Source organism: Hyphomicrobium sp. (assembly GCF_051860585.1).
In the GTDB taxonomy this organism is placed as follows: domain Bacteria; phylum Pseudomonadota; class Alphaproteobacteria; order Rhizobiales; family Hyphomicrobiaceae; genus Hyphomicrobium_C.
In genome coordinates this window covers 51,292-64,833 of the sequence record NZ_JBHYDS010000002.1, presented here as the reverse complement: position 1 = coordinate 64,833, position 13,542 = coordinate 51,292, and the positions used below count along the sequence as shown (strand labels likewise).

Annotated in this window: 10 protein-coding genes; 3 read left to right on the top strand and 7 right to left on the bottom strand. The window is 65.9% G+C overall.

Going from position 1 to position 13,542, the window contains the following annotated elements:
* Positions 1-89: 89 nt before the first annotated feature.
* Positions 90-1,847: an exodeoxyribonuclease VII large subunit gene (gene xseA / locus ACTIFK_RS03210; protein WP_439541607.1), complete on the bottom strand. Its 1,758-nt coding sequence runs from the start codon at positions 1,845-1,847 to the stop codon at positions 90-92.
* Between the two features lie 125 nt (positions 1,848-1,972).
* Here xseA and purD point away from each other — a divergent pair, with 125 nt between their 5' ends.
* On the top strand, positions 1,973-3,259 hold the full coding sequence (gene purD, locus ACTIFK_RS03205) for a phosphoribosylamine--glycine ligase (protein WP_439541606.1): 1,287 nt from the start codon (positions 1,973-1,975) through the stop codon (positions 3,257-3,259).
* Positions 3,256-3,723, top strand: a complete 468-nt coding sequence (locus tag ACTIFK_RS03200; protein WP_439541605.1) for a hypothetical protein — start codon at positions 3,256-3,258, stop codon at positions 3,721-3,723. The genes purD and ACTIFK_RS03200 overlap by 4 nt, the downstream gene beginning before the upstream one ends.
* Before the next feature lie 212 nt (positions 3,724-3,935).
* Here ACTIFK_RS03200 and ACTIFK_RS03195 read toward each other — a convergent pair whose 3' ends face one another.
* The 4 genes from ACTIFK_RS03195 to thiS all read right to left on the bottom strand — a co-directional run bounded on the left by ACTIFK_RS03195 (position 3,936) and on the right by thiS (position 7,495).
* Entirely contained in the window at positions 3,936-5,549 is a 1,614-nt protein-coding gene (locus ACTIFK_RS03195) for an arylsulfatase (RefSeq protein ID WP_439541604.1), read from the bottom strand.
* Positions 5,550-5,735: 186 nt separating this feature from the next.
* A complete protein-coding gene (locus ACTIFK_RS03190; protein WP_439541603.1) occupies positions 5,736-6,374 on the bottom strand; it encodes a thiamine phosphate synthase in 639 nt (212 codons plus the stop codon).
* A gap of 7 nt (positions 6,375-6,381) precedes the next feature.
* Positions 6,382-7,230, bottom strand: coding sequence for a thiazole synthase (locus ACTIFK_RS03185; protein ID WP_439541602.1), 849 nt, complete (start codon positions 7,228-7,230; stop codon positions 6,382-6,384).
* Positions 7,231-7,237: 7 nt separating this feature from the next.
* Positions 7,238-7,495, bottom strand: coding sequence for a sulfur carrier protein ThiS (thiS, locus tag ACTIFK_RS03180; protein WP_439541601.1), 258 nt, complete (start codon positions 7,493-7,495; stop codon positions 7,238-7,240).
* A 315-nt stretch (positions 7,496-7,810) separates the two neighbouring features.
* Here thiS and ACTIFK_RS03175 point away from each other — a divergent pair, with 315 nt between their 5' ends.
* The gene (locus ACTIFK_RS03175) at positions 7,811-11,272 is read left to right on the top strand and encodes an acyl-[ACP]--phospholipid O-acyltransferase (RefSeq protein WP_439541600.1); all 3,462 of its coding nucleotides are present in this window, start codon (positions 7,811-7,813) and stop codon (positions 11,270-11,272) included.
* A gap of 58 nt (positions 11,273-11,330) precedes the next feature.
* Here the strand turns inward: ACTIFK_RS03175 and ACTIFK_RS03170 are convergent, their stop codons facing one another.
* The gene (locus tag ACTIFK_RS03170; protein WP_439541599.1) at positions 11,331-11,615 is read right to left on the bottom strand and encodes a hypothetical protein; all 285 of its coding nucleotides are present in this window, start codon (positions 11,613-11,615) and stop codon (positions 11,331-11,333) included.
* A gap of 207 nt (positions 11,616-11,822) precedes the next feature.
* On the bottom strand, positions 11,823-13,541 hold the full coding sequence (locus ACTIFK_RS03165) for an outer membrane beta-barrel protein (protein WP_439541598.1): 1,719 nt from the start codon (positions 13,539-13,541) through the stop codon (positions 11,823-11,825).
* Between the last annotated feature and the right edge of the window lies 1 nt (position 13,542).

The window sequence follows — 13,542 nt, the reverse complement described above, 5'->3', positions numbered from 1 at the left end:
CTTTGCCTCGGGACTGTACCGCCCTCGGCCTCGCGCATGAAATTGCCAATTGGAGGGACGCCGTCAAGGCTTGGGCGGCGGAATCGGCCTCAGAACAGGCTGCCTTGGCCTTTTGTCGCGCGTTGACGCGGGGTGGACGGGGCTTTTTCGCCCTCGGCCGAAGACGGCGCGCTGGAAGACGTCGTTCCGGAAGACGTCGTTCCGGAAGATGGGCGGTCCGGTCCGGCTGGTCCCTTGACCTCGGCGGCGATGCGGCCGTCGGCGAACTCGATCTGGATCGCTTGTCCCGAGTGGGTGGCGGTGGCCTGCCGAATCATCGCGCCCGTGCCGTCGCGCACGAGGGCGAAGCCGCGGGCCAGCACGCTCTGGTAGCCGAGCGAGCCCAGCAACTTGCCATGGCCGTCGAGCTGCCTGTGGCGCCGGTCGAGGCCGGCCGACATGGCTCGGCGCGCGCGGGAGGCGAGGGTGTCGAGGCGTTCGCCGCAGCGGTCGATGCGGTGGCGGACCGGCGCGGGCTGAAGGCGTCCGGCGGCATGCTGGAGGTGGGCGCGGCGGACGGCGGCCGTCTGGCGCAGACATTCGCGGGCGCGCCGCTCGAAGCTATCGAGCCGGTCGGCCGCGCGGGCGAGGCGGTTCGCGAGCAGGCCGGTGTGCAGGCGGGAGGTGACGCGGACGTGGCGCGTGTGATGGGTCTGCGTGTTGGACGCCAGCGCGCGGCCGAGGCGGGCGCCGGCTGTGTCGATCCGCTGGCGCGGCTGGGCGACGAGCGAGCGGGGGCTCGGGAGCCGCCCTGCGACTTGGGCGAAACGCGTGTGGCCGCGCTGGACGCGAGCGCGCAGCGCGCCGTCCAGGCGATGCGCGATCGAATCCAGCCTTTGCCGCGGGAGGGAGGCAAGGTCCTCGGCGCGGGGCAGGCCGCGCTCGGCCGATTTCAGGTCGCGGCGCAGGGCTTCGAGAACGCGGCGGACGGCGATCGTCAGCCGGAGCGACAGCTTGCCTGTCTCCTGCAGCAGGTCGGAATGCTTCGGAACGGCCCATTCGGCGGCCTTGGTCGGTGTCGGCGCGCGCGCGTCCGCGACCAGATCGATCAGCGTCCAATCGGTTTCATGGCCGACGGCGGAGATGACGGGAATTGTGCTTTCTGCGACGGCGCGGACGACGGCTTCGTCGTTGAAGCCCCACAGATCTTCCAGGCTGCCGCCGCCACGCGCGACGATCAGCACGTCGGGCCGGGGGATGGGCCCGGCTGGATCGAGCGCGTTGAAGCCGCGGATCGCGGCGGTGATCTCGGCGGCGCTGCCGTCACCCTGCACGCGGACCGGCCAGACGATCACGCGCGTCGGGAAGCGCTCGCGGAAACCGGCGAGCATGTCGCGGATGACGGCGCCGGTCGGGCTCGTGACGATGCCGACGACCTTGGGTAGATGCGGCAGCGGGCGTTTTCTCGCATCCGCGAAGAGGCCTTCCGCGGCGAGCCGGCGCTTGCGCTCCTCGAGCTGCGCCATCAGCGCGCCGAGGCCGGCGGGCTCCAGGCTGTCGATGACGATCTGATATTTCGATGAGCCGGGGAAGGAGGAGATCCTGCCGGTGGCGATGACCTCCATGCCCTCCTCGGGGCGGATCTTCAGCTTGCTCCAGACGCCGCGCCAGACGACGGCGTCGATCTTCGCCTTGTCATCCTTAAGGGAGAAATAGCAATGGCCGGAGGCGTGCGGGCCGCGATATCCCGACACCTCGCCGCGCAGGCGGACATGTCCGAAACCATCTTCCAGCGCGCGCTTGACCGCGTTTGACAGCTCGGAGACAGTGAATTCGGCGACGTTTCCGGCGGGAGAAGAAGCGGCCACGAATCGGTCCTTGCTTGGTGAGGGGAGCAAGCATGATACAGCGTCATTTGCATTTTGATGCCGGTTTTGACATCAGGATGGAACACGCCAAGAAAATTCAACGACAATAAGGACCCTTCGCACACATGAACGTACTTCTCATCGGCGGAGGCGGTCGCGAGCACGCGCTCGCGTGGGCATTGAATGCGAGCCCGCTGTTGACCAGGCTCTATGCCGCGCCGGGGAACGCGGGCATCGCGGACGTTGCAAAATGCGTCGCGCTCGATACGGCAGACCACTGTGCGGTTTTGCGCTTCGTCAAGGACCAGGCGATCGACTTCGTCGTCATCGGGCCGGAGGCGCCGCTGGTCGCCGGCCTTTCCGATGCGCTGGCGGCCGTCGGCGTCAAGCACTTCGGTCCCTCGCGGGCCGCGAGCCAGCTCGAAGGCTCGAAGGGGTTCACCAAGGATCTCTGCCGCGAGGCGGGCATTCCGACCGGCTCCTATGGTCGGTTCAGCGATGCGCATTCGGCGCGCTGCTATCTCGACACGCATCCGGCGCCGATCGTCGTCAAGGCGGACGGGCTCGCGGCCGGCAAGGGCGTCGTCGTGGCGACGACGCGGGCCGAGGCGGATGCCGCGGTCGACGCGTGTTTCGCGGGGGCGTTCGGCGCGGCGGGTGCGGAGGTCCTGATCGAGGAATTTCTCGACGGGGAGGAGGCGAGCTTCTTTGCGCTCTGCGACGGACGCGATGCGGTGGCGCTGGCGACGGCGCAGGATCACAAGCGGGTCGGCGACGGCGATACCGGGCCGAACACCGGCGGCATGGGCGCCTACTCACCAGCTCCTGTCATGACGCCGGCGCTGGTCGAACGCACGATGCGCGAGATCATCCGGCCGACGGTGGCGGCGATGGCGGCCCGCGGCACACCGTTCAAAGGCGTGCTGTTCGCCGGGCTCATGATCACGGCCGACGGGCCGAAGCTGATCGAATACAACGTCCGTTTCGGCGATCCCGAAACGCAGGTGCTGATGGTGCGGCTCAATTCCGATCTCTTGGCCGCGATGCTCGCGACGGCGGACGGCGGGCTCGGCCAACTGGACCTGCATTGGCGGGACGATGCGGCCTTGACCGTCGTGCTTGCGGGCAAGGGGTATCCTGGGTCGCCGCTCAAGGGCACCGAAATTCGCGGGCTCGATGCGGCACGGCAGACGCCGGGCGTGGAAATCTTCCATGCGGGCACAAAACGGGACGGTGACCGCGTCCTCGCCGATGGCGGGCGCGTGCTGAACGTCACGGCTGTCGGCGCATCGGTGGCGGAGGCGCAACAGCGCGCGTATGCGGCCATCGCGAAGATCGACTGGCCGGGCGGGTTCTGGCGTCACGACATCGGCTGGCGCGCGGTTGCGCGCGAGAAAGGCAGGCGCGGATGATTGCGTCTCTGCGAACCGGGCTCCATGTTCTGGCTGCGCTCTGCGTCGCCGGGTTGTTTCTCCCGTCGCTGATGGGACCTGCGTTCGGTCTCGGCGAGGACATGATCGCCGAAGAGAAAAAGATCCGCCCCGATCCGGTGCTGATCACCGAGATGAAGATCATTCGCGACCTGACGCTCGATATTCATTCGCTCGTCACGCACCGCAGGCTGTCGCCTGCCGCGGGGCGGACCTTCCAGGAAAAGATCAAGGCGTCTCTCGGCAGGATCGAAGCGGGGACGATGTTGATCGGCGAACCGCGGGACTCGCTGACGGCGCTAGTGCAGGATATTTCCGCAGGTGCTGCGGCCATCGCCGGAAAGGACGCGTCGACGGAGCCGATCGACGGCATCGTGCTCATCGACGATGCACTGGCGCGGTACGGCACGCTGTTCGACGACCCGGCCTGGGAGCCGCTGCGGTAGCGACTTCCTTTCATTTCTAGAAACGAAGGCCGGGGTTCTGTGTGCGCAAATCACATATGCGGCCTACCCCCATGGTTGCGACGTTGATCCTCTCGGATGATGTCCGCTTTGGGCCAGGAGCGGATAGCCGTTAGGCCGGACGTCAGCGCCCGAAGCAAGACAAGTCCACATGCCGACATCGGACCGCTAGGCTGACGTATTACGCGCCCCAGCTATTGACCCAACCCAATATTCTTCGGCGGGTACCTCTTGAAAGTCGCCGCATGAGCCTTCAGCTCTGCCGCCATCGAAGCCAGCCAGGCATTCTGGCGGTGCCCGACCGGGTACTCTTCCTTGGGATCGATGTAGAGATTGAATAGCCATGGCGCCAAGCCAACATCGGTGATCGTCGACATATCGGTCCAGAGCCACTGCGCCTTTGCCTCGACCACCTTCACGTGAATTTTGTACTCGTACATGCGCATCGCCATCAGATCTGCCTGTGCCCAGATGTAGACCTTCTCCCGCAACGACCGACCATCGTCGACCAGAAGGAACGAGGTCTGGTCAATTCCGTCGATGTAGCGGTCCGTCGGAATTTTGTCTGAAGCGCCCGCAATCGCCAATGACGTATTGAACAGGTCCATCAGGTCAAACAGGTCGTCGCTCTCGCGACCTGCTTTGATCATTCCCTTCCAGTAGGCAATGCCGGGCACGCGCACGCCACCTTCCCAAGGCGTGGTCTTCGCACCCCGGAATGGCGAGTAACCACTGTCGGGCCAGCTATCCATCTGAGGACCGTTGTCAGACGTGACGAAAATCAAGGTGTTGTCGAGCTGACCGGCTTCATCGAGCGCCGCTACGATCTCGCCAACGTAGGCATCGACTTCCATGACCGCATCTTTGTAGGGGTACTTGCTGGCACTCTTTCCTTCGAAGTCCTTGGAAGGGAAGTTGTCGGCATGCACCTTCATGAAAGCGTGTTCGAGGAAGAACGGCTTCTCGTCCTTTCCAAGATCCTTGATCTTGGCGACCGTGAACTCCTTCAATTTCCTGTCGGCCTCTGCGACGTCCTCGATGCTAGTGACCTTCGAGACCTCTTGCGTCTTGCCGCCCTTGAAACCGTGAACGAGCGCCTCGCTTGCGCCGGTCTCGTGCAACTGCGCCAGCCGCTCCGGGTTGAGCACGAGGTCGGGATATCGCCGCTTGTCGAAAGATTGTGAAAGCTCCTTCTGTGCAGGGTAGTAGCCGTAAAACTCGTCGAAGCCGATGTCGTGCGGGCGCATTCCTTCGGCTTCGCCGACGTGCCACTTCCCGGAGAGCACGGTTGTGTAGCCGGCATCGCTCAATAGCTTCGGCAGCGAGACCTCGTCAGCCCAAGGGTTCTTGGTGAGCTTGTCGCCGGCGAGGATCGGGCGCGTGAGGCCAGTTCGCACGGGCAGCCGTCCGGTGAGGATTGCTGAGCGTGTGGGGGTGCAGGTCGGCTGCGAGTAGCACGATGTAAGCCTGAGACCCTCATGAGCCAGCCGGTCGATGTTAGGCGTGGCAGCACCTATAGCAGCTCCACCACCATAAACGCCGGGATCTCCCCAGCCCATGTCATCGATCACCAGCCACACGATGTTGGGGCGCTTGCCGGTCTTTGCCTGCAGGTCAGCGAGCATCTTACGTGCGGCCTGATCCTGCTCGGGCCGAGCGAGCGCTGGCTCCATGCTTTCACTGGTACGCACGGCCTTGCTCAGAGTGGACGCCTGAGCGAAGCAGATGCTGGGGCATGCGATGACGAGCGACGCGAGCAACGCTCTACTGGCTGACGCTCCTTGCGCGCCCACCATCCAATTGCCCATATCTGGCCTCCGGCACGATATGGCAGCTCCCCAGCCGCGATATAAGATTGAACGTCAGAGCTCTAGGCGGCAAGTTCTAAGGCAGGTTGTTGGTGAAGATCCTCGTCCAACGCCTCAGATAATCGATAGAACCCCTTTGTCCGCTTTGGGTCACTCGCGGACCTTAACGAGGGCGTTGGCTGGAGCTCAAGCGCGGACGGTTGCCGCCCAATCGAGCCACAGACGCACGCGCGCTTCCGGATGCGGCGCGGTCATGAAGTCGGTGATGACGGCGATGCTGTCGGCGCCGGCTGCCTTCACCGCCGTCGCGCGCTCGGGCGTAATGCCGCCGATGGCGACGAGGGGTAGCGCGCCGATGCGCCGTTTCCATGTGCCAATGCGCTCCAGGCCCTGCGGGGCCCATTTCATCGCCTTGAGTTTTGTCTCGTAGATGGGACCGAGGGCGACGTAGCTCGGCTCGGCCGCGAGGGCGGTTTCGAGTTCCTCTTCGCTGTGGGTCGAGAGGCCGAGCGCGATGCCCGCGCGCCGGATCGCGGCGACATCGGCTTCGGCGAGATCCTCCTGGCCGAGGTGGACATCCGTCGCGCCCAGGTCGATGGCGGCCTGCCAGAAATCATTGACGATCAACCGGCAGCCGGCGGTCCGGGCGATCTCGATGGCGGCCGCGATTTCGCGTCTCGCCTCTTCGGGCGCGATGTCCTTGGCGCGGAGCTGGATCGTGCGCACGCCGAGCGGAACCAGGCGCGCGACCCAGGCGGCGGTCGGCACGATCGGATAGAAGACGTCGGGAGAGGCTGCGAGAGCGGCGGCGCGGGGCGTTGTCATGGGCGCCTCATCGGCTCTCATCGCCGGCGCCGAAATCGAAGAACGGCGTGCCCGCGACGGGCGTGGAGGGTGAGGCGCGGTCGCTCGGCGCGATCAATCCGGCCTCGAACGCCTCGCGGCCCGCGTCGATGGCGGCGGCGAAGGCGGCGGCCATGCGGACCGGATCGTGCGCGCGGGCGACGGCGGTGTTCAGGAGCACCGCGTCGTAGCCCAGTTCCATGGCGGCCGCGGCGTGGGAGGGCGCGCCGATGCCGGCATCGATGACGAGCGGAAGCTCGGGGAAATAGGCGCGGAGCGTTCTCAACGCATGCGGGTTCGACAGGCCGCGCGCGGTGCCGATGGGAGAGCCCCACGGCATCAGGACGCGACACCCAGCGGAGACGAGGCGCTCGGCGGCCGAGAGGTCTTCGGTCGTGTACGGGAAGACCTTGAAGCCGCGCTTGGCAAGTTCGGTCGCAGCTTCGACTAGTCCGAAGAGGTCGGGCTGGAGCGTGTCGTCGTTAGCGATCACCTCCAGCTTGATCCAATCGGTTTCCAGAAGCTCGCGCGCCATCTCGGCGGTCGTGATGGCTTCGCGCGCGGTGCGGCATCCGGCGGTGTTCGGCAGCAGGTGCACCGGTAGCGCGCGAATGAGATCGAGGAAGCGCGTGCCGGTGCGCCCGCGCGCTTGTTCCCGGCGCAGCGAGACGGTGACGATGCCGGCGCGCGAGGCGTGGATGGCGTCGCTCATGATTTTGGGCGACGGATAGAGCGCGCTGCCGAGCAGGAGCCGCGAGGCGACGTCCACGCCGTAGAAGGAGAGTGGCTTGCGATCGGGTGACGCCGCGGCTGGGCGCAGAGGCTCGGTCTGGTTCATGACGTGCCTAGCCGCCTTGGCGGACGGTGAGGATTTCGATGCGGTCGCCCGTTTCAAGCGGCGTGCCGGCGCGCAGGCGCTCGGCCACGAAATCGCCATTGACCGCAGTCGCAACTTTGACGCCGGCGAAGCCTTGCTCGTGGATGAGGTCCGCCAGCGTGGCGGCCGCGGTCGCCAGCGGCTGGCCGTTGACGATGATCTCGCGCTCTCTGGTCTTGGTGGCGGTGGTGTCCATGTCCTCGGCCGTGGTGGTTCGCGCCTCCATGATCAGGTAGGCGCTCGAAAGCAGCGTTGCCAGACGCCATCGTGACGCCGCAGCGCGGATATGCGGGCAGCATCCGCTCCCGGCCTACCGGTGTCAATTCGCCAAGGATGTCATCCCGGATGCGGGCGGCGGGGGCTCAGGCGGGCCGATGCAACCTGTTGATAGCGACAGTCAACTCGTTCCGGATACTTAACATTACCGCCAACCGCCATTGACTTCGCCACAAAGAGCCGCTGTTTGACCATGATCGGGCCCACTGGTTCGGCATTATCCGTCTCAGTAGGGCTATAGCCCGTTTCCCAGGGTCGCCACACCATGTTCAAAGCGCTGATCACAAGCCGCCGCTTCGCGCCGTTGTTCTGGTGCCAGTTCCTGTCGGCGCTCAACGACAACTTCGTCAAGAATGCGCTCGTCATCCTGATCCTGTTCAAGATCGGATCGGAGTCGGGGGGCGCGCTGGTGGCGCTGGCGGGCGCTGTGCTGGTGGCGCCGTTCTTCATCCTGTCGGGGATCGGCGGCGAGTTGGCCGACCGCTACGACAAGGCGGTCGTCGCGGAGAAACTCAAGCGGGCCGAAATTCCGGTGGCGATGATCGCGGCGCTGGGCTTCGTGCTGCAGTCCGTGCCGGTGCTGTTCGTCGCGCTGGGTCTCTATGGCGTGATCGCGGCGCTGTTCGGTCCGATCAAGTACGGCATCCTGCCGGCGCTGCTCGAACCGAAGGAACTGCCCGCCGGCAATGCGTTCGTCGAGAGCGCGACGTTCGCGGCCATTCTCGTCGGCACCATCGGCGGCGGCATGGCGGCCTCGGATTCGAGCGGCGTGTGGGTGCTCGCGGGACTCGTCGTGGGGCTTGCGGTGCTGTGCTGGTTCTCGGCGTCGCTGATCCCGAAGATGGGCGCGGCGGCCCCCGGTCTCACCATCGATTTCAATCCGTGGACGTCGACGAAGTCGTTGCTGGCGCATCTCAGGAGCGACCGGCGGCTGTGGGTTGGCGGCCTGATCACGTCATGGTTCTGGCTCGTCGGCACGGTGGTGCTGTCGCTGCTGCCAGTGCTGATCAAGGACATCATCGGCGGCGGGGAAAGCGTGGCGATCCTGGCGCTGGTCGTGTTCACGATCGGCATCGCCATCGGCTCGGCGGGTGCCGCGCGGGCCAGCCGGACGCGGCCCAACCTCGCGCTCGTGCCGATCGGCGCGCTGCTGATGGGATGTTTTTCGCTCGATCTCGCGTGGACGGCGTCGGGGCTCGTGAAGGCGCCTGAATTGCTGACGGTCGGCGGGCTGCTGGCGAGCGTCACGGGGTGGCGCATCCTCATCGACCTCACCGGCTTGGCCGTCGCGGGCGGCTTCTACATCGTGCCGGCGTTCGCCGCGGTTCAGCTCTGGGCGCCCGTGGACGAGCGGGCCCGGACCATCGGCGCGTGCAACGTGCTGTCGGCGCTGTTCATGACGGTCGCGAGCCTCGGCATCGCGATGCTGCAGTCGGCAGGCGCGGGGCTTCCGCTGCTGCTGGCGTTGCTCGGCGCGGCAAATCTCGTTGCCATGGTTCTGATCCTGCGCGCCTGGGGCAAGGAGGGCATCCAGGATGTCGGCGTGTTCCTGTTCAAGCAGTTCATGGGGCTCGAGGTTCGCGGCTACGACAACCTGCCGCCCGCGGGGACGCGCACGATCATCGCGCCCAATCATGTGAGCCTGCTCGACGCGGCCATGATGCATTCGATCCTGCCGTCGCACGCCGCATTCGCCATCGATACCGCGATGGCGCAGAAGAGCTGGGTCAAGCCGTTCCTGAAGCTCGTCAACGCGCATTCCATCGATCCGACCAAGCCGCTCGGTACGCGCCATCTGATTCAGGCCGTGAAGGCCGGCGAGACCCTGGTGATCTTCCCCGAAGGCCGACTGACGGTGACGGGCGGATTGATGAAAGTCTACGACGGCACGGCGATGATCGCCGACAAGGCGGACGCGGTCATCGTGCCGGTGCGCATCGACGGGCCGGAGCGGAGCCATTTCGGATATCTCAACCGCTTCCAGGCGCGTAAAGCGCTGTTTCCGAAGACGACTGTCACGATCCTGCCGCCGGTGAAGCTCGGTGTTCCGGAAGGCCTCAAGGGCAAGGCGCGCCGCCAAGCGGCCGGCATGGCGCTGCAGGATCTCATGGTGGAGACCGCGGTGCGGACGGCCAACCTGGATCAGACGCTTTTTTCGGCGCTGAGCGAAGCGAAGGAAACGCGCGATACGGGCAAGCCTGCCGTCGAAGATCCACTCGGCGCGAAACTCTCCTACGGGAAGCTGATCACGAGCGCGCAGGTGCTCGGGGCGAAGCTCGCGCCGCTGGCGCCGGAAGGCGCGGCGGTCGGCGTGATGCTGCCGAACTCGGTCGGCGTCGTGGTGTGCTTCTTCGCGCTGCAGACCATCGGGCGCGTGCCGGCGATGCTGAACTTCACGGCCGGTCCGCAGAATGTCGACGCCGCCTGCCGGGCCGCCAAGGTGGACGTGGTGCTGACGTCACGCGCGTTCGTCGAGAAGGCGCATCTGGAAGCGGTGGTCGCCAAGATCGGCGAGGGACGGCGCATCGTCTATCTCGAGGACGTGCGCGCTTCGATCTCGTTTGCGGACAAGGTGCGCGGTTTGCTGGCCGGGGCGCGGGCGCAGGTCGAGCGCGGGGCGAACGACCCGGCGGCGATCCTGTTCACGTCGGGCTCGGAGGGGTTGCCGAAGGGCGTCGTGCTGTCCCACCGCAACATGCTCGCCAACGCGATGCAGAGCCTGACGCGCGTATCGGTGAACGGCCAGGACAAGGTGTTCAACGTGCTGCCGGTGTTCCATTCATTTGGGCTGACGGCGGGTCTTGTGATGCCGTTGGTCGCAGGCGTGCCGGTCTATCTCTATCCGACGCCGCTGCATTACCGGATCGTGCCTGAACTCGTCTATAGCTCGAACGCCACGATCCTGTTCGGCACGGATACGTTTTTGAACGGCTATGCGCGCACGGCGCATCCTTATGACTTCGCGCGCGTGCGCCTGATCCTGGCGGGTGCGGAAGCCGTAAAGGAGCGGACGCGGCAGATCTACATGGAAAAGTTCGGCGTGCGCATCCTGGAAGGCTACGGCGTTACCGAAACCGCGCCGGTGCTCGCCATCAATACGCCGCTGGCCAACAAGTCCGGCACGGTCGGGCGGCTGTCGCCGCTGATGGAAGCGCGGCTCGATCCCGTGCCGGGCATTGAGGGCGCGGGCCGGCTGTTCGTGCGCGGGCCGAACGTCATGCTCGGCTACATGCGTGCCGAAAATCCTGGCGTGCTGGAGCCACCCGAGGGCGGCTGGCACGACACCGGCGATATCGTCGCCATCGATGCGCAGGGTTTCCTGACGATCAAGGGGCGCGCCAAGCGGTTCGCGAAGATCGCGGGCGAGATGGTGTCGTTGTCGGCCGTGGAGGCGCTGGCGACCGAGCTGTGGCCGGCGGTCACCAGTGTTGTGGTGGCGCTGCCGGATGCCCGCAAGGGCGAGCGGCTGGTGCTGATGACGACGGACGCCGCGGCGACGCGCGACGCGTTTGCGCGGTTCGCGCGCCAGAAGGGTGCGAACGAGTTGATGGTGCCCGCGGACATTCTGCTGGTGCCGAGCGTTCCGCTGCTCGGGAGCGGCAAGCCGGACTACGTCGCCGCGCTGGCGCTGGCCAAGGAGCGGATGGCATCTCAGCCGCGCAAGGCGGAGGCGCTTGTTGCGGATCCGGGGCTTCCGGGGCCGGTCGTCGGATCGCCGGTGGTGTGAGACGCGATCACGCGCGCGTCTTTCCTTTTGGAGAGCGCGCGCGGAGCCGTCCTGCGGACTAGCGCCGTTCCTTGTCGCGCTGCCAATAGAGGAAGGCGGTCGTGACGAGCGCGGTCAGGATGATCGTGCCGATGATGTCGCTGCGCTTGATGAAGGCGAGCCAGACGTCGATGCCGCCGAGCGAGCCGCTGCGGCCGACCAGGAAGCCGTTGATCATCATGACGAACAGCACGACGGCTGCCGTCAGCAGCGCGGCCATGGCGACATGCAGCGAGCGTTTCATGACGCGCGGCATCATAGCGACCTTGCGGTTGCCAACGGCGAACTGAGTACGGTCGGACATGGCAGGCTCCCTGCGTTCAAATGTGCGATCGGGTGTCGGCATGCGCTCGAATCCTCAAGCGAATCAATCGAATGCCCAATCTAAACCGCCCGTGGGCGGACGCAACGCTCCGCCTGAGCATAAGTAAAGCGTCGGACAAGTTTGCGTTATTTCGGCGGCTTGCCGCTATTTGCGGATGCTGGCTTGCTACCGGCGAAGCGTCATTTGCTACCGGCGAAGCCGGGCACCGACGCGAACCTCGTCGCTTTCGTAGTCACGATTGACTTCGTTTGAGTCAAAGTTGAGGTGCTGGTAGCGCGCGAACAGCACCAGCTCCGGGCTCGCGAAGTATTCCGCGCCGAGATACGAAATCAGCTCGTTCTCACGGACGGTCGTCGAGTCATAGTCGTAGTGGGTGTAGGTGAGGCCCGCCGTTGCAATCAGATAGCGGCGGAACGCGTGGCGTGCTTCGAGGCCGACGCGGTGCGAGATCACACCTCCGGACAGCTCGGTCGTGGTTTCGTAGATGTCGCTCTGGGCCGTGAGCAGGAACGACGTGATCTCGCTCGGCCGCCAGGCGAGATTGGCGTCGAACAGGAAGGCGTCGACCTCTTTCAAGCGGCTGTCGTCCGGGTTTTGATTACCGTAGCCGACGCCGATGGTGCCGCGCAGGATGGCTCCGGTGGCTCCGAAATCGAGGCCGACGCGCGTGCGCGTTCCCTCGGACGCGCGCGAGATGCCGTCGGCCGGCACCGCATGCTTATCGCGCTGGTTGAATTCCTGTTCGGCGAAGGCCGAGAGCGTCGGCTTGAATTCCCAAGTGGCGCGTCCGGTCTGCGTGGTCTGAAGCGTATCGCGGTCGGCGTTGCTGGCGCCGTTCGTGTCGGAATAGGTGGTGTCCGAGACGGCGCCTCTCAATTGGACGGATAGTCGATTGAAGCGGTGGTTCACCGCCACCTCCGCCCGGTCGACCGTCACGTCGGCGCGCTCGCCGATGTCGCTCGCGTCGATGTCGGAACGCGATTCCTGGCTGAGGTCGTGCGAGGCGATGCCTTGCACGTTGGTGCGCCGCGAGATGTCGAGGCGGCCGCGCGCTTCGAGGCCCCAGGCGCGATCGTCCTCGCTCGGGAAATCGTCGTGGAAGGTCGTGAACGTCGTGCTGCGCAGCTCGAGGGCGTGGCGGGACCAGTTCGAGACGAGGCGCGAGGTGGAACGGATCTCGGCGGCGATGTCGGAATTCGGGACGGGCGAATCCAGCACGTTGTTGGTTGTGAGCCCGCCGATCTCGATCTCCGGAAAGAAGACGAAGCTGCCGATCTTGATGCCGACGGGATCGTAGGGCTCGAAACGCGCGAGGCGCGCCGGGCGGCGATCGTTCTCGATCGGATCGAGGTCTTCGACCTGGAACAGCAGCGGGTCGTAGCCGGCCGGGGGATTGGCGAAGACGTCCACATCTTCGAGTGGACGCGTGTCGCGGTTGGGGTCGCCGCCGTCGTCGGGAGATTGCGGCTCGCTGAGGTCGATCACGCCGTCTTCGGTGATGATCCCGTCCTGCGGCTGGGACGGTTCGCCGTCGACCGGATCGCCGCTGGCCGAGTTGGTGGGGTCGTTGCTCTCCTGGTCGGGGGCTTCGGCTCCGCTGTCCTCGGACTGTTCGTCGGAGTCGGGATCCGAGTAGAGGTTCTGGCCTGGGCGGCGCGGACGCTTGGCCTGCGTTTCATAGGCGCCGGCCTGCTCGTCGGCGGACGGCGAGGGGCGGGCGCGCGTCGCGGATTGGGAGTCGGCGCGCTGCGGAGCCGGTGCGCTCGAAGATGAGGATGATGCGGCGCTGCGCGAGGAGGGTTCGGTGGATTGAGCGGCGGCGCTCGACACGTCAAAAAGCGCTGCGGTCAGCGTGGCTGCCGCAAAGCCGAACAGGATCAAACCAAGTCGCCAGACCACGGTCACG